The sequence below is a fragment of the Micromonospora sp. WMMD712 genome, assembly GCF_029581295.1.
Lineage (GTDB): Bacteria > Actinomycetota > Actinomycetes > Mycobacteriales > Micromonosporaceae > Micromonospora > Micromonospora carbonacea.
Genome location: NZ_CP120743.1, coordinates 4,976,225 through 4,991,560, shown reverse-complemented (window position 1 = coordinate 4,991,560; position 15,336 = coordinate 4,976,225). Strand labels below are relative to the sequence as shown.

Below are 15,336 nucleotides of genomic sequence, written 5' to 3'. Positions count from 1 at the left end.
TGGCGGTATCCCGCTGCTCGGATACCCCCACCTGCCCGGCATGGCGTCGTCGGTCAGAGCACCCGGGTGATCCCCTCGGCGGCGACCCGGGCGTCGAGGCGGGAGCGGTCCAGGTTGGCGCAGACGACCACCGACGCGCCGACCGACAGCGGGGCCAGGAGCCACTTCAGCGGCTGCTCGTGCTCGGCCGCGTCGACCAGCAGCCGGTCACCCGACCGCAGGCCGAACTGGTCGGCCATCTCCCTGGCGAGGGCACCCCACGCGCCGAAGCTCGTGCCGTCGGGGGGTGGCCGCCTCCGCCGGGTGGACGCCGGCATAGTCGGGCGGCGCGTCGGTGTGCCGGAGCACCTCGGCGTCCCAGTCGAGCCAGCCCACCGGCACCTCCGCCAGCGGGCCGCGCCCGGTGCCGACGAGGTAGCGGTGCACCCCGTCGGGCACGTCCTCCAGCCAGTCGTCCAGCCGCTCCGGGGTGACGAACACCGCGTCGTACGGCCGGTCGCCGCCCGGCTCCAGGACCGGCAACCCGGCGGTGGCCCGGGGCCGGAACGACACGGCCAGCCCCACCGACCAGGCACCCAACAGCACGGCGGCGGTACGCCAGTGTGGCGGCAGCAGCACCGCGACCCGGCTCCCCGGGGCCAGCCCGCAGCCGTCGCGCAACAGCCCGGCGGTGCGCGCCGCCCAGCCACCCAGGTCAGCGGCGCTCAGGGCGACCCGGTCACCGGTCGCGTCGTCGCAGAAGGTGAACAGCGGCCGGTCGACCTCGTTGAGCCCGGCGACCGGCTGGGCCACCACGTCCGGCGCTCCCATTGCGCACCTCCCTGTGAGCGCGGCCCGCTCGGGCCACGGAAGGTCACCGTACCGCCACGAGCCGGCGCTACGACGACGGCATACGACGCCTCGGCACCGCCGCCAAGCGTGAAGCGATCAGGCGGCCCGGAGCTTCCGGATGACGTACTGGTTGAGGCTCATGCCGTCCTCGGCAGCCTGGATGGCGAGTTCGCGATGCAGGCTCTCGCCGACGCGGAGGTTGAACTTGCCCGAGTAGCTGCGGTCGGCGATCGGCTGGGGCACCTGCTCGCCCTGCTCCGCCAAGTCCGCGATCACCTCGCGCAGCAGATCCTGAAGCCCTTGAAGCGCTTCGATCTGGGAAGACGCGAGCCAGGAGAGCGACGGGTACTCGGCACAGGTCGCGACGAACTCACGATCCTCGGCGGACCAGGTGACGCGGTAGGTGTAGTGGGTGATGTCGAGACGGGCTTCGGGGTCCATCACAGGGCCTCCTTCTTGTCGATCGCCTTGAGCACCTGCCGAACCTGGTATGCCTTGGCCTTGCCCTTGTCGTTCTGGATGTTGACTCGTGGGTCGCCCGCCCAGGGCATCTTGAACACCGCGTGTGAGGTGCCGGCCTGCCGAGGCTCCCCGAAGTGGTGCTCGCACACCGCATAGAGCTCGTTGTAGGCAACGTTTTGCTGGTTGCTTCGCATCGCTGCAACGAGCTTGGCTACGGACGGCATGAGCCGATGGTACTGCGGGCGGTACCATTGACGCTACACTTCCCGTCAGTCGGCCCATCCACATGACCGGAGCCACCCGGGTGCCTCCATCTCACCAACCTGAGGCCGCCTCGACAGATCACAGAACCCGCGTGACCCGCTCAACGTCGATCAGCATGCCTCGGCCAGCGGGGCCAGAAGCTGGGGGATCACCCCCGCGTGCGCGGGGAGCAGGGGGTGCCGTCGACCACCCGCACCGTGAGCCAGGGATCACCCCCGCGTGCGCGGGGAGCAGGACGGGGGCGGGGCCGCGGACGGCTTGCCCGGCGGATCACCCCCGCGTGCGCGGGGAGCAGGTATTGACCCCGACGCAGACTTAGGGCCGGCCCGGATCACCCCCGCGTGCGCGGGGAGCAGCGCAACAGCAGCCCCACCTCGGTGCTGCCCGCGGGATCACCCCCGCGTGCGCGGGGAGCAGCCTGTCAACGCCGGCTGAACTTTGGCTCTGGCACACATTGTGTGGTTGATCTTGGCGATTGTTCACGGTGTGGCGAGGACGCGTTTGCGGAGGAGGTCGAGGTTCGCGCGGCCGTACATCTGTCGCTTGATCGTCTTGATGCGGTTGACGTGGCCCTCGACGGGGCCTGAGCTCCAGGGGTGGGCGAGGCCGGCGACGACGGCGTCGCGGTCGTTGGCCAGGCCGGCGGCGAAGCTGCGCAGTTCGGGGTATCCGGCGTGGCGGGCGCGGTCGATCCAGGCGTCGAGGTGCTGTCCGGTGCCTTGGTGGCGGACCAGTGCGGCGAATCCGCGGGCGAGGTCGGCGACGGTATCGAGGTCCGGGCAGCGGCCACGGGCGTTGGCGAGGTCGGTGTGGTCGTCGTCGGTGAGCTTGTGGCCGGGACGCATGATCCAGGCGGTGATTCGCCGGGCGGACGGCACCTGGACGGTCGCGGCGGTGGGGCGGGTGCGGTTCGTGGCGAGCCAGTCGCGCAGCACGCGCAGGCTGCCCTGGTAGCTGCGGGCCAGGATCTCGGCATGCAGATCAGCTGTCTCGTGGACTCCTTCGGTGAGGCGTTGCCGCAGGTAGGTGTGGAACGGGGCGAGGACGCTGGGGCGGCTGCTGGCGTTCGGGCCGATCAGCGCCTCGGCGGTGGCGGCGTGGGCGTACTTGCGGGCGGTTCTGACGTTCATGTCGAGCCGACGTGCCGTCGCGCTGATCGACAGGCCTTCGGCGCGCAGGGCGTGCACGGCCTCGTGACGGTGACGGGTGTTCGTCGCCCGGCGTCCCGTCCTGACCGGCTCGGCCGTGGGCGGTGCAGCCGGGACAGGTACCGGATCGGTGGTGTGCTCCCGTAGGCAGCGGCGGTGCCCACGGACGACCTTCTCGACGGTGTCGCTGAGGTTCTTCAACAGGTGCCACCGGTCGGCGACCTGAATGGCGTCAGGCGCGCCCTTGCGGGCGCCGTCGGCATAGCTACCACCACGATCCCGGCAGATCACCTGGACGCCAGGATGCTCGCGCAGCCAGTCGGCAAAGGTGTCGGCGGTGCGGTCGGGTAAGACGTCGATCGGCCGGCGGGTGTGCATGTCGATCAGCACGGTGGCGTATCGGTGCCCACGACGGCGGGCGAAGTCGTCCACGCCCAGGACCGTCGGCGTCACAGGCGGTGGGTCGGGCATCCGCCGGATCATCCGGATCAACGTCATCCTGGACACCGATGCCGCCAGGTGCTGCGCCAACCGACTTCCGGGTCGACCACCCAACGCCACCGCGACCGCTTGCAGGTCACTCGCCGCCGGGATCGTGTGGCGGGCATGCCGGCGGGTCAGCCCGGGCACCTGCTCCACGAACGTCCGCCGCCGGCAGTCGCTGTTGACGCAGGTAAACCGGCGGACCGTCAACGCGACCAGGACCTCGTGACCCCCCAGCCTGACATCGGCCAACCGCCGCACATAGCGACCATGCACACTGGTCGACCAGGTGCCGCAAGCGCCGCACGACGCCTCCACTGTCTGTGTCGTGGCGTCGATCCTGACCCCGAACGCCCGGACCACCACCGCTTCCAGCCGCAGGCCCACCAGATGCGGCAGCAACGCCGAGAGGATCTCCACCCCGGCACCCAACCCGAACTACCGGCGAACGCGACTCACAGAATGTGTGCCAGAGCCAGTTTTCAGGCGGAGCCGACACAGCCCATCTGCTCGTTCGGCGCGACGATCCCGTGGGGATCACCCCCGCGTGCGCGGGGAGCAGGCCGAGCTGCTTCTGAGCCCAGTACACGAAATCGGATCACCCCCGCGTGCGCGGGGAGCAGTCCGAGATCGACAACTTGGCGAAGGAGACGCCGGGATCACCCCCGCGTGCGCGGGGAGCAGGCTCGGTTCCTGGCTGGGATGGCGGGGCGCTGGGGATCACCCCCGCGTGCGCGGGGAGCAGACTTCCTGAGCTGGGGCGCTAAAGATCAACTACCCCGTTTTCCTTCACTTTACTCGGAGGGTGTCGATGATCCACTGGCCCCGTCCGGAGCCCTCCGCCCGAACCTCCGGCGCTTGGACGCCTTGCTCCACCCCGGGCCTACCGCCGGGTTGTACGGCCTCCGATCCGTAGGCCGACGCATCAGCGCGATCCCGTCGAAGTCCACCGGCTCCCAGTGGTGGTCATGCACCTCGAAGGCAAGTCGTTGCTCACCCGGCCGCTGGTAGACGAGCAGTGCCCTGCCGGGCCCGGCCATCTCGACGACCTTGGCCCAGAGCCGTTGTCGGATCCTGCCATTGACGTGTCCCACGTACACCCCGGCAGAGATTTCCAGCAGCCACTGCGTCAGGTGCCCACGCAGCCCTTCCGGGCAAGCGGTGAGGATGATGACGGTCATCAGAAGTCCACGTCCCCGGAGTAGTTCCGACCGCCGGCGAGTTCGTAGCCTCCCTCGTCCCACAGGCGTACGGCATCGCTGCCGGCTTCCTCGTCGAGCTGTTCCTCGTCGATCGGCACGGCCGAGCCATCGGTGAGCAGCAGGCTCCGGATGTCGCGGACGCACCGGTCGAGGAGTGCGCCGTCGTGGACCCGGTCGCGGACGGCTCGACGGGTGTCCGAGCCGATGTCGGTCGACTCGCCGGCCGCGATGTCGAAGGCGACCGGGATGCCAATTTCGGCCTTGTACAGGTCAGCGATATCGTAGACGAACGACCGCTCGTGGCCGGTGTGGACGAATCCGAGCCCCGGCGACGCACCGATGGCGACGATGACCGCGTGGACGATGCCATACAGGCAGGCGTGTGCCGCCGACAACGCCTGGTTGACTGGGTCACTGCCGTCGAAGTTGTCCGGGTCGTACTCCCGGTTGTTCCACGACACACCGGTGCGCACCGAGTGTTCCCGGTAGCAGCGGCGGACCCTCGCCCCTTCCTTGCCGCGCAACTGCTGCATCGTGAGCCCGCTGGTGTCTTCTCCGGGAAAGCGCATCCGGTACATCGCGCGCGCCACCTGGAGCCGCCGGTCCCGGTGCGAGACGGCGGCGGCCTGGGCGATCAGGAGACGGCTTGACCGGGCGAGCGAGCGCCCGTGTGCGTAGTACCGGATGCCGTGCTCACCCACCCAGACGACCGTGGCGCCGTTGTCGGCGATCAGCATCATCGCCTGCTGGGTGATGCTGGTGCCGGGACCCAGCATGAGGACCCCGAGCGTGGCCGCCGGCAGATGCACGACGCCTTTCTCGTCGGTGGCCGTGATCGCGTTGCTGTCCCGGTGGATGACGCATCGTTCGAGGTAGACGAAGCTGATCCGGTCCTGCGCGCGGTTGAGTTCCGCCAGTTCAGCCGGCGGCACGCCCGGGATCTTCTTCACGAGGTCGGCTGCGCGGGCGCGAGGGTCAGCAGCCCACACCCGTACGCCTTGGCGTGCCCGATTCCGCCGGTCAGGGCCCGCCGGAAGGTGTCCGCGTCGGTGATTCGGAGCAGGCCGTCGAACGTCACCGTGGTGAGGGTGACGGTGCCCGTGCCACGCTTGAAAGTCTGTGTCTGGCGACGGTGCAGCCGCAGGTTGGGCCGCCCGTCGTGCTGGCTGGCCAGGGCGAACCCGTGCCGGTCGGCCCGCCTGGCCAGCCAATCGATCTGTTCCTGCTCGCGCAGGTAGCCGAAGCGCTGCGTCTCCTTGGCGTCGGCGGTCTTGCGTCCGCTGTGCGTCGGGTTCGCGGTGAGCCGGAACGCCCATTCCTGGCTCGCGCGCAGTGAGCTGAGCAATCCGTCGTACTCTCGGGTCATCCAGGTCTCGGTGGTGGGCCAGCCGGCCTGCTCGACCAGATGGGTGAGATCGGGGCGGCCGGGACTGGCGATGTAGAGGTGGACGGTCGCGGTGCCCGGCGTGTCGAGCCGCCACAGCGTACGGGCGTCGGGGCGCTCGTAGTCTTCCACGGCGGCGAAGGCGCTTCGGACCGCCGCATGCATGGCGTGCGGTGAGGAGAGCAGCCTGCGCGCGTTCCGGCGAGCCGGGTTGATCTGGAATCGGGTCAGGAACATGCTCAGCCTCCCAGCAGGCTCAGCGGGTCGTGCTCGGCGACCCCGGCCCGCTCCGCGAGGTCGTTGGTGACGTCGACATGCCGGCGCAGCACCGACCGCCAGGTGTGCTGCCGGTGGGCGGGGTCGAAGCTGATCGGCTCGTCGGGCACTGTCTCGGCAACCGGCTCGCCCGGACGGGCGTCTCGGATGATCTCCAGCCGGACCGTCCGTGCTGCCCGGCGTCTGTACCACTCGGCCGCGAGCCACGGCCAGTCCTTCAGCGCCTCGTCAAGGGCCAGATCGTGTACGCCGAGGCTGATCGGACCGACCGGTGGGCACGACCGACGCCCGAGGTAGAGCGGGAACCGTGGCCGGTCCAGCGCCTCTGCCAACCCGTCCAGCAGGTCCCGCTCGCCGCCGACGGCGACGAGGAAGGCCGCATCGGAGAGGTAGAAGCGGTACGTCAGCGGTGCGCTGTGGCGGCCGTCGAGACTCCGGGCGGTCTGGAAGTCGCGCAGAATCTGACCGGGCTGGTCCAGCCGTACTCCGAATTCCAGGCCGAGCAGGTCGGTGAGCGGTTCAGTGCGTCGGACCCCCCGGGCGGCGGCGAGCAGGCCGATCACCCCGCTCTTGGTCGGAGCGATCTCGGTGCCCCGGCGGGCGAAGCGGCTGGACGAACCCCAGGATTGCAGGGGGGCGGCCAGCCTCAGCAGCAGTACGCTCATGCCGGCTGTCCGAGCGCGACGGTGACCTGCTCCCCCACTCCGGTGACCAGTTCGGTGAAGCTGACCGCCTTGCCGAGGTCGGCCAGCACGGCGGTCTTCTCCCCGACCTGGGTGACCCAGCTTCCCACGGGCCGTTCCCCGTAGGCGTTCTCGACCGCGACGGTGTGCCGTGCCAGCGCGGCGGCGGCCAGCTCGACCCGCCCGGCGGCGTGCGTCTCGACGATCGGTGTCTCGAAGGCTCCGACCAGGTTGATCGGCTGGGTGTCGCGCAGCCGCACCAGCACGGCGTCGGGGAGCGTCCGGTGGGCGAACGTGTTCTGCTTGCCCGTCGGCATGCTGCGGGCGAACGCGGTCAGGAATGCCTCGACGGCTGCCCGGGTCGCACCCTCGTCACCGAGGGTTCGGTGCAGCGCGTCGACGTCGACCGTCGCGTACCGGTACAGCGTGGACGAGTTGAACTCGATAGTGCCGATCATGCCGGCACCGGTCTCTGCGGCATCGGCCTTGCGGTCGTCGACCGCGGTGAAGTAGTCGAACTCGTTGTCGACCGCGTGCACGCTGATGGCGTGGGACACCTGGCAGGCGGCGTCGACGTTGATGTCTGCCATGTCGGCCACCATTCGGCCGAACATGGCGATGTCGACCGAGTGCTCCGTGTTGACCAGTTCCTTGAACCGGGCCTTGTCGAGGGCGCTGCCGGCCCGCGACGCGTCCAACGCTGCGGCGGCGAGATTGTCCAGTTGCCGGTGGCTCAGGAACAGTAGGTAGCCGGACTCGACGTCCTTCATCTCCCCCGTCTTCTTGTCGACCTTGGCCAGGCCACCGGTGACGAAGACCTCGGCGGCGAGGGCGGACGCCGCCTCGTCGGTCAGGCCGGGGTCGAGGGCCCTGATCCGGGCGGCGAGCGACTCGCCCACCCGCTTGGTCCGTTCGCCGAGCTGGGAGCGGTCGAGCAGGCCCGCGAAGGCGAGTCGGATCGCCCGCTTCCAGGCCTGGCTGGAGACCCGCGCGCGGCGTACGCCGCCGTAGACGGCGGTCTTCGGCGAGCCGGTGTCGTCGCGGTTCAGGTTGCTCGGGGGCACGGTCTGCAACGCGTAGACGTCGATGATGGCGCGGCTCATGAAGGGTCCTCCTCGGAATGGGTGGTGGCGTCGGGGCTGGGCCGGCTGCGGAAGAACTCCCGGCCCCAGCTGGCCTGGACCTTCGACGGTCCATCCGGCAGGCGCAGGGTCCGCAGGTCGTCGGCGAGCAGGCCGTAGTCGAGTGGGATCTGCTGCTCGCGCAGCATCGTGACGAGGCTGCGCAGGTGGTGGAGGCTCTCGTGGTAGGTGCTGGCGGTACCGAGCGCGGCGAAGCGCCGCCGCACGCCCTCCGGCCCGGCGGTCTTGCGGACGAGGTCGGCCAGAGCCTGGCCCAACCCGCGTCCGTCCAGGTGCATCCGCTCCCGGCGCGACTGCTGGTGCAGCGCGTACAGGGTCACCGCGTCGTGCACGGCGTACTCGGTGTCCGCCGCCTCCGCGTCGTCGTCCGGCCGGCGGCCCAGCAGCTCCTCGGGCACCTGGAGGTAACGCTCCAGCGTGAAGTCGAAGCCCGGAGCCCGGCCGATGCCGCGCCGGAGCCGGGCCAGCGCGCTGATCGCCTCGGGCTGCGGCACGGTGGCCAGCACCCGCGCCTGTAGGGTGCCGACCGTCCGGGCGACGTGGTCGCCGAGCCTGCTGCGACTTCGCCCCCACGGCCTGCGACCTGCGCCGGGCGACTCGTCGCCGCCGAGCCGAGCCGGCGGCTCGGTGTCGAGCATGGTCATGCTGCGGTCTCCTGCCTCTGGTGTGGTGACCCAGTCCCCGGCTCCCGCTCGGCCGTCATCGGTAGCGCCTTGGCCAGGCCCGAACGGAACCAGGCGTCAGCCTGCGAGCTGGAGTAGTGCACCTCCCGGCCGGCGCGGTCGGTGCCCGTCCGGCCGACCCAGGCGGCCGGCCCGGCCGTTCTGACCAGCTCACGGCCGAGCTGGTCGATCGCCCTGAAGACCAGCCGCTGCCACCACGCGCGCTCGGCGGCCGGGTCGCGGTCCGGACCGAGCCGGGCCAGCCAGTCGCGAAAGGCGCGGTCCAGCAGGGCGTACGCGCGTTCGGCCGCCCGGTCGGCCTCGCCGACGTCGTTGGCCCGGTTGCCGGCGGCGCGGGCCAGGTTGTCGGCGAGCCGGCGCAGCACCCTCACCGCGGCCTCGGCGTCGGCGGTGGCATCGACGGCTGCGGCGCGCAGCGGCGAGTCCTCGACCAGCAGCAGCACATTCATGGTGAGCGCGTCGCTGAACACCTCGTCCACCACCGCCTGTTGCGTGCCGTAGGTGACGCTGGTGGCGCGCGTCCGGGTCTGGAAGTCCGACCCGACGACACCGGTGACGGTCAACCGGGCCAGCCACTGCACCACCATCGGGGAGAGTCGCTGCGGTGCCTCGGCGACGGACGGTGGTGGTGCCGGCAGCAGGGTTTGCAGTCCGCGCCACAGCGCCCGGCCGTGGTCGTGCGGCCGGGGGAGGTAAATCGGGCTGCGCTTCTGCTTCTGCTCGCGCGGGGCGCTGCGTCCCCAGACGCTCATCGGCTCCAGCAGGTGCCGGTCCTGCCACTCGATCTGGTCGCCGTTGGCGATCATGGCACCGGTGACGCCGTCGGCGTCGCCGAAGAGCCGAATCCGGCGGGACTGCCAGGTGTAGAGACTCAGCACGCCGTACGGGCCGCGGGTGGAGTCAGCCTCCTCGGCAGCGGTCTGCGGCTCGCGCTCCCAGACCGGCAGGTCCCATTCGTCGGCCGCCTGCCAGCCGGGCGCGACCGGCACCAGGTTGAGCAGCAGGGTCTCCAGCAGGGTCGCGCCTTCCAGGTGGACGCCGCCCAGGGCCCCGAGCGACGCGACGCCGATGGGATAGCCCTTGCCGCCCTTCACCCGTGGATCGCCGACCGCCCCGGTCTTGATGCCGGAGGGGTCGTACGCCTGGCAGTGCACCAGCCAGCGGGCCGCCTCGGCGGGGGTGATCGAGTCCATGCCCGGCCCGGCGCGGGTGGTCAGGAACGGCATGCCGTTCGGCACGTCGGCGATGAGCCGCTCCAGCCCGTACGCGTTGTTCTTCGCCGCCCGCAGGTCTGCGACCTGGTAGAACGGGTGCTCCGGGTGGAACAGGTCGAAGCGGTCGCGGAAGGCGTCGAGGTAGTCGGCGATGTCCGGGAGCGGCAACCGCCGCTGCCGCCACAGCGCTCGCCAAGCTGTCTCACCGGGGGGACCACCGGTGACTCGGTGCAGGATCGCCAGCGCGAGCCGCAGGATCGCGAAGGTCTGGGTGGGCAACTCACAGGCGATCATGCGCGCCTCGCCGGCCTGCTCGAAGAGGCCGTGCAGCGACTCGTCGCGGCGCCGACCCATGTCATCCAGCACGGGGATCCATGGCTCGTCGACCAGCGAGAAGCCCGACTCTCGGTCGATGTTCGTCAACTCACTCCCCACCGTCTGAAAGGCGGCTCATCTGAAGACCTCCGTGCGGGTCGTAGTGAAGATCGAAGGGGCCCACGCGGGCATGGCCGTCACCGTCGATCTCAAGGAGGAGTTCCCCGGCGAGCCAGGGATTGTCCTGCCAGGCGCTCAGATCGATCCGGCCCTCCAGCTCGGCGATGATCTCGTCGATGACGTCGGCCGCGGTCATGGCTCGTGGCAGTGGCAGGGTGCAGCCGGCGACGAGGCGGCTCAGCCGCCAGCCGGGCGCGGACGCGGTGGGGACGACCACCCCACCGCCGTCGATCCATGGGGGAACCACTAGCCCGTCCGGCGTGCGTACCAGCAACAGGACCTCGAGGGACTCGCCATCGGTGTCGCGGACGTGACCTTTCGCCGCGCGGTCGTCGGCGTTGCCGACGCCGCCGGAGAGCCAGCCGATCAGTGGCACCCCGGCCTCGGCGACGGCGGCGAGGCGGAAGCCATCGGCCTTGAGTTCCTTGGTGGTGATCTCGTCGCGCTGCTTCGCCTCCGCCTCGGCCATCACCGGCTGCCAGGACGGCGGTCCGAGCGCCGCGTCGCCGTAGGCGGCCTGGGTGAGCGGAGCGATGTCCGCCGGCAGCCGCAGCGGCATGCCGTCGAGGTGCGGCAACAGCGCTGCGGCGCTGCGGAGCAGCATGGCCGGTTGGTAGACACGGCGTGATCCGGCGACCGGTTGCGGTGGCTCGGTCGTCCAGTCGGCACCGGTGATCCAGCACGTGGGCGTGGTGAGCCGGGCCGGCCGGTCGTCGCGCGGGTGACGGTGCAGTCGGCCGATGCGTTGCAGCACCAGGTCGACCGGGGCAAGGTCGGTCACGAGCAGGTCGAAGTCGATGTCAAGAGACTGTTCGGCGACCTGGCTGGCCACGACGACGTGCCGGGCCGGGCGGCTGGCGGTGCCCGGCGGGCCGAAGGTGTCGCGCAACCAGCGGTCCTTCGCCGCACGGTCGATGGCCATGAACCGGGAGTGCGCCACCGACACGGGGGTCTCCGGTCCAAGGGCCGCACGCAGCGCGGCTGCGGTCTCCTGGACCCGGGCCACGGTGTTGCGGACCACGAGGGCACAGCCGCCGTCGGTCAACTGGTCACGCAGCAGCTCCACCAGCGCCGATACGTCGTCGGTCAGGCGCCGCACCTGGACCTGGCTGCCTCGCCCCGAGTCGGCGCAGCTCGTCGCGGTGACGCCGCGCTCGGGCGTGGAGACCGAAACCAGGGGATAACGCAGGTCGGCACGGAGCGCGGCGTACGGATCGACGCGCGGCTTGCCCCGGTCGCGCCAGGTGAGCGGGGGCAGCGGCCCGAGCCGACCCGCGTCGTACGCCTTCATGAGCTCGGCCCGTCGGTGAGCCGGCAGAGTCGCCGACAGCACGACGACCGGCACGCCGTACGCCCCGAGCCACTCCAACGCCCGGTCGAGGAACCGCCCCATGTAGACGTCGTAGGCGTGCGCCTCGTCGATGACGACGATCTTGCCGGCCAGGCCGAGGTGGCGCAGCACCAGGTGCTTGCTGCGCAGCGCCGCGAACAACAGTTGGTCGATGGTTCCCACGACGAAGTTGGACAGCAGGGTCCGTTTGGGGCCGGCGAGCCAGACGTGCACACCGATGTCGGCACCCCCGGCGTCCTCGGCGATGCCGCTCGGCATCGACCTCGTGCGTAGGCGGTCGTACTCGGGGTTGAGGGCCGCCTTGCCGTGTGCCAGCCGCACGTCGCGGTCGCCCCGGCCGACCTGCGTGTCGGGCAGCCGGCGCAGCCAGGACAGCATCCGCCCGAACATGGCGTCGCTGGTGGCTCGGGTCGGCAATGCCAGGTAGCAGCCAGACGCCCCGGTCCGCCGGGCGAGGATCTCCACCGCCGCGAGGGCCGCCTCGGTCTTGCCCTCGCCCATCGTCGCCTCGACGATCATCATGCCGGGCACGGGCATGGTCGCGGCCAGCTTGGCGACCGTTCGCTGCACCGGGCGGGGCACCGCACCGGCGGGTAGCGCGAACCGCGCCGCGAACAGCTCGTCCACCGCCGACGGCGGTGCCACAGGCTGCCAAGGAACGGGCAGGTCCAGCAGCTCCCAGCCGGATCGCAGCCGGCCCTCGTCGGTGCTGTCCAGCACGTACGGGAAGAAGTCCTCGTTGCTGGCGATCCAGTCCGCGACGATGACGAGGCCGGTCAGGGCGGCCTGCACGGGCTGCGACAGCGCGACGCCGCTCCACTCGACGAGCCGTTCCCCCGCACCCGACCGCTCCGCCATCCAGGTCAGCAGTTCCTGCTGCACCCGCTGCCAGGTTGGATCGCCAAGCAGGTGTGGACGCACCTGCACGTCGCGGAGGCCCTCGTCGGTCGGCGGCACTCCGTGATGGCCGCCGACGATGACGGCGTACGGGTGGGGGTCGGTCCAGCCCTGTTGGTCCAGCCAGTCCGCCAGCACGATGTGGCCCGCCGTGGCGTGCGGGGCGTATCTGCGGTCGGCGCGGATCAGGTCCCGGTGGTAGCCGAGCCCGTGGTCGCGCATCCGGTCCGCCAGCGCGTACGCCTGGCAGGCGAAGGCGGGGGTGGCCTTGCCGATGTCGTGCACCCCGGCGATCCAGACAGCCAGGGTGCGGGCGTCCGCGTCGCCCCCGGGCAGTTCGTCGGCGACGCGTCGACGAACTGCCCGGCCCAGCCAGTGGTCCCACAGTTCGCCGGTCACGTCGGCGGTGTCGGCCAGGTGCCGCCAGAGCGGCAGCCAGCCCACCGGGGAGGTGCCCCTCCGATCGGTCTTGCCCCAGACGGAGCGTACCGCGTCGCCCAGCCGGGGACCGCTGGCGAGGGCACGGACGCTCACCGGCCCACCGCCGGCAACAGCGGGCTCGGCGTGCCACTGTGCGACAGGTAGAGCACATCCCGGGCGCGGGTCAGGGCGACGAAGAGGAGACACCGTTCGCGTTGCAGATCCTGCCGGTGGGCATGCGGGTCCTCGGCGGCGGAAGTGAGCGCGTTCGGCGCCGGAAGCACGCCCGCGTCGAGCCCGACGACCGCGAGGCACTGGAACTCCAGCCCCTTCATACGGTGCATGGTCGCCACGTGCACCCCGTCGATGCCGCGCTTGTCGTCGGCGACGTCGATGTGGGCCTCGCCCAGGATTCTGCTGATCGCCCTGACGAGCTGGCCGGTGCGGACGGCCACGCCGATGGCGTGCGGTTCCACCCCCTGCTCCAGCCAGGTCCCGACCCGCTCGATCAGCGCCTCCCACTCGCCGTCTCGGCTGTCGGCCACCGCGACCTCGGGCACGCCGCCCCGAGTGATCGAGCGGTAACCGCGCAACGTGTCGTCCTGCCCGTCCAACCCGACGGCGGCGTCGCCGTTGAGGACCCTGGTCGACAGTTCCAGGATCTCGTGGGTGGTCCGGTAGTTGATGGTCAGCCGCCGCGTCCGGCCACGCACCTCGATGCCGAGCTGGGCGAGGGAGACGTGGCTGTCGTAGATGCGCTGGTACGGGTCGGCGAGCAGGAACATGTCGTTCGGCCCGGGCGCGACGAGCGCCCGCAGCAGACGCCACTGCGCCGGGTGCAGGTCCTGCCCTTCGTCGACGACGACGTGCCGGTATCGGGCCGGCGAGCCGCGCAGGATCGCCGCCGCGTCATCGGCGAGCTGGGTGTGGGTGCGCAGGCGGCGTTTCGTCAGCTCCCCCACGAAGGCGTCGATCGCGGCCCACACCTGGGCCCGTTGGGCCGCGCGCAGCCCTGCTCCGCGGCCCTTGCGGGATGCGTCGCGATAGGCGTCCAGAGTGGTCAGCCGCTGCGCCAGCACGACCTGCTCCCACTCGTGCCGGAGGAAGGCGGGGCTGAAGGTGGTGACCTGGCCGGCGCGGTCCACGAAGGTGGGACCGGACTTCGCGGTGACCTGCCAGAGCTGGTCGACGATCTCGCTCTCGGCGATCGACAACCTCTTGCCGGCTCGGGTGACGGTGTCGTAGGCCAGCCGGTCGACGCTGATCACGTCGATGCGTGCCCGTACCGCCGGATCGGTGGTGAGCCGGTGGAGCTGTCGGGTGAGCGCGTCGGCGAGCGCGCGGGTGAAGGTGGTCAGCAGGACCCTCTCGCCCTCCGGCAGCCGCTCGGCGAGGAACACCGCCCGGTGCAGGCCCGTCACCGTCTTTCCCGTCCCGGCGCTGCCGGTCACCAGCGCGGGGCCGCTGTAGGTCTCGCGGTAGGCGATGTCGCGCTGGGTCGGGTGCAGGAAGGTGCGCCACACGTCGAACGGGTGGGCGAGGATGGCGGCGAGTTCCACCGGGCCGGAGACGAAGGCGATCCGCTCGGGCGTACGCCGTGCTGCGGTCAGGAGGTCGTCGGTGTCCACGCCGGAGATGATCCGGTCGGCCTGCTCCGTCCAGACCTCTTCCACGGTCATCCCGCTGGCCAGGCCCAGCAGGATGTCGAGCTGCGCCTCCGGCAGCCGGCCGACGAGGCTCTCCAGCTGTTTGTCCGTGGCGATGACGCGCAGCAGCGGCACCAAGTCCGCCTCGACGCCGAGGCGCACGAAGTCGGCGGTCGTGACGTGGTCGAACAGGCCGACGCTCGGGGGGTGCGCCGGCTCGGTGCGGGCGAACTCCTCGATGCCGTCCTGATCGCGCATCTCCAGCACGCCGAGGACCTGGTTGACTGTGAACCGGCGGCTCACCGCGAAGGAGATGGCGTCGTCGTGGGGCAGAACGTCGAGAAGCGCGTACTTCTCCTCGCCGAGGGCGAGCACCACGCCGCGATAGAACCTGCCGATCCGGATGGTGCGGATGTTGGGGTCCCGTGCTCCGGTCAGCTTTTCCAGGTGCAGGCCCGCGTGGGTGTGCTCGGCGAACCTGCTGATGGCCGCGAGAACGGCGTGCTGCACGCGGCGTTCGAGCCTGGCAAAGGCGGGCAGGAAGCCCCGGCCAATGGCCAACTCAGCCATACCAATCCCCTGTTTGCCTGGCGCCTGGGCGTGGGCGCGAGAGTCAGATTTGTCGCGAACCAGACACGGTCGACCGGCGCTCTATCCCGCAACATGAACGGCGGCGCAGGCGAAGCCGTCCCCGCCGAGGCACATTGAAGCATCTTGTGAACATGGTTTGCAAGGCTGATCTTGTGTTCGGGGTT

General features: G+C 70.8%; 14 protein-coding genes and 2 CRISPR repeat arrays. All 14 genes read right to left on the bottom strand.

From position 1 onward, the window contains the following. Positions 1 to 53: 53 nt before the first annotated feature. The gene (locus tag O7633_RS21725) at positions 54 to 239 is read right to left on the bottom strand and encodes a hypothetical protein (protein WP_282323725.1); all 186 of its coding nucleotides are present in this window, start codon (positions 237 to 239) and stop codon (positions 54 to 56) included. Further along, positions 208 to 810: a TIGR03089 family protein gene (locus O7633_RS21720; RefSeq protein ID WP_282323724.1), complete on the bottom strand. Its 603-nt coding sequence runs from the start codon at positions 808 to 810 to the stop codon at positions 208 to 210. The genes O7633_RS21725 and O7633_RS21720 overlap by 32 nt, the downstream gene beginning before the upstream one ends. A gap of 117 nt (positions 811 to 927) precedes the next feature. Further along, positions 928 to 1,272, bottom strand: coding sequence for a type II toxin-antitoxin system HicB family antitoxin (locus O7633_RS21715; RefSeq protein WP_282323723.1), 345 nt, complete (start codon positions 1,270 to 1,272; stop codon positions 928 to 930). After that, a complete protein-coding gene (locus O7633_RS21710; RefSeq protein ID WP_282323722.1) occupies positions 1,272 to 1,517 on the bottom strand; it encodes a toxin HicA in 246 nt (81 codons plus the stop codon). Before O7633_RS21710 ends, O7633_RS21715 begins: the two co-directional genes overlap by 1 nt. 185 nt (positions 1,518 to 1,702) lie before the next feature. Next, a CRISPR array of direct repeats spans positions 1,703 to 1,974; the repeat unit is 28 nt; unit sequence GGATCACCCCCGCGTGCGCGGGGAGCAG. A gap of 62 nt (positions 1,975 to 2,036) precedes the next feature. Next, complete coding sequence (locus O7633_RS21705; protein WP_282323721.1) at positions 2,037 to 3,608, bottom strand: ISL3 family transposase; 1,572 nt, start codon at positions 3,606 to 3,608, stop codon at positions 2,037 to 2,039. A gap of 113 nt (positions 3,609 to 3,721) precedes the next feature. Continuing rightward, positions 3,722 to 3,933: direct repeats of the CRISPR family, unit length 29 nt; unit sequence GGGATCACCCCCGCGTGCGCGGGGAGCAG. Positions 3,934 to 3,982: 49 nt separating this feature from the next. Continuing rightward, entirely contained in the window at positions 3,983 to 4,369 is a 387-nt protein-coding gene (gene cas2e, locus O7633_RS21700) for a type I-E CRISPR-associated endoribonuclease Cas2e (protein ID WP_282323720.1), read from the bottom strand. After that, positions 4,369 to 5,340, bottom strand: coding sequence for a type I-E CRISPR-associated endonuclease Cas1e (gene cas1e, locus O7633_RS21695; protein WP_282323719.1), 972 nt, complete (start codon positions 5,338 to 5,340; stop codon positions 4,369 to 4,371). Before cas1e ends, cas2e begins: the two co-directional genes overlap by 1 nt. Next, a complete protein-coding gene (cas6e, locus tag O7633_RS21690; RefSeq protein WP_282323718.1) occupies positions 5,337 to 6,011 on the bottom strand; it encodes a type I-E CRISPR-associated protein Cas6/Cse3/CasE in 675 nt (224 codons plus the stop codon). The genes cas1e and cas6e overlap by 4 nt, the downstream gene beginning before the upstream one ends. A 2-nt stretch (positions 6,012 to 6,013) precedes the next feature. Further along, a complete protein-coding gene (cas5e, locus tag O7633_RS21685; protein ID WP_229406495.1) occupies positions 6,014 to 6,715 on the bottom strand; it encodes a type I-E CRISPR-associated protein Cas5/CasD in 702 nt (233 codons plus the stop codon). Beyond that, positions 6,712 to 7,836 carry a type I-E CRISPR-associated protein Cas7/Cse4/CasC gene (gene cas7e, locus O7633_RS21680; RefSeq protein WP_229406494.1) on the bottom strand — a complete coding sequence of 375 codons (1,125 nt, stop codon included), beginning with the start codon at positions 7,834 to 7,836 and terminating at the stop codon, positions 6,712 to 6,714. The genes cas5e and cas7e overlap by 4 nt, the downstream gene beginning before the upstream one ends. Then, on the bottom strand, positions 7,833 to 8,519 hold the full coding sequence (gene casB, locus O7633_RS21675) for a type I-E CRISPR-associated protein Cse2/CasB (protein WP_282323717.1): 687 nt from the start codon (positions 8,517 to 8,519) through the stop codon (positions 7,833 to 7,835). Before casB ends, cas7e begins: the two co-directional genes overlap by 4 nt. After that, positions 8,516 to 10,195: a type I-E CRISPR-associated protein Cse1/CasA gene (gene casA, locus O7633_RS21670; protein ID WP_282323716.1), complete on the bottom strand. Its 1,680-nt coding sequence runs from the start codon at positions 10,193 to 10,195 to the stop codon at positions 8,516 to 8,518. The genes casB and casA overlap by 4 nt, the downstream gene beginning before the upstream one ends. A gap of 1 nt (position 10,196) precedes the next feature. Then, positions 10,197 to 13,049 (bottom strand): CRISPR-associated helicase Cas3', encoded by a 2,853-nt coding sequence (gene cas3, locus O7633_RS21665; RefSeq protein ID WP_282323715.1) that lies wholly within the window; start codon positions 13,047 to 13,049, stop codon positions 10,197 to 10,199. Then, positions 13,046 to 15,151 (bottom strand): UvrD-helicase domain-containing protein, encoded by a 2,106-nt coding sequence (locus tag O7633_RS21660; protein WP_282323714.1) that lies wholly within the window; start codon positions 15,149 to 15,151, stop codon positions 13,046 to 13,048. The genes cas3 and O7633_RS21660 overlap by 4 nt, the downstream gene beginning before the upstream one ends. Positions 15,152 to 15,336 lie beyond the last annotated feature (185 nt).

Bases quoted from the DNA above. Each gene is read 5' to 3' on its own strand.
- O7633_RS21660 (WP_282323714.1), bottom strand. From the start codon at position 15,151: ATGGCTGAGTTGGCCATTGGCCGGGGCTTCCTGCCCGCCTTTGCCAGG.
- cas7e (WP_229406494.1), bottom strand. From the start codon at position 7,836: ATGAGCCGCGCCATCATCGACGTCTACGCGTTGCAGACCGTGCCCCCG.
- O7633_RS21720 (WP_282323724.1), bottom strand. From the start codon at position 810: ATGGGAGCGCCGGACGTGGTGGCCCAGCCGGTCGCCGGGCTCAACGAG.
- O7633_RS21710 (WP_282323722.1), bottom strand. From the start codon at position 1,517: ATGCCGTCCGTAGCCAAGCTCGTTGCAGCGATGCGAAGCAACCAGCAA.
- cas5e (WP_229406495.1), bottom strand. From the start codon at position 6,715: ATGAGCGTACTGCTGCTGAGGCTGGCCGCCCCCCTGCAATCCTGGGGT.
- O7633_RS21725 (WP_282323725.1), bottom strand. From the start codon at position 239: ATGGCCGACCAGTTCGGCCTGCGGTCGGGTGACCGGCTGCTGGTCGAC.
- casB (WP_282323717.1), bottom strand. From the start codon at position 8,519: ATGACCATGCTCGACACCGAGCCGCCGGCTCGGCTCGGCGGCGACGAG.
- cas2e (WP_282323720.1), bottom strand. From the start codon at position 4,369: ATGACCGTCATCATCCTCACCGCTTGCCCGGAAGGGCTGCGTGGGCAC.
- O7633_RS21715 (WP_282323723.1), bottom strand. From the start codon at position 1,272: ATGGACCCCGAAGCCCGTCTCGACATCACCCACTACACCTACCGCGTC.
- cas6e (WP_282323718.1), bottom strand. From the start codon at position 6,011: ATGTTCCTGACCCGATTCCAGATCAACCCGGCTCGCCGGAACGCGCGC.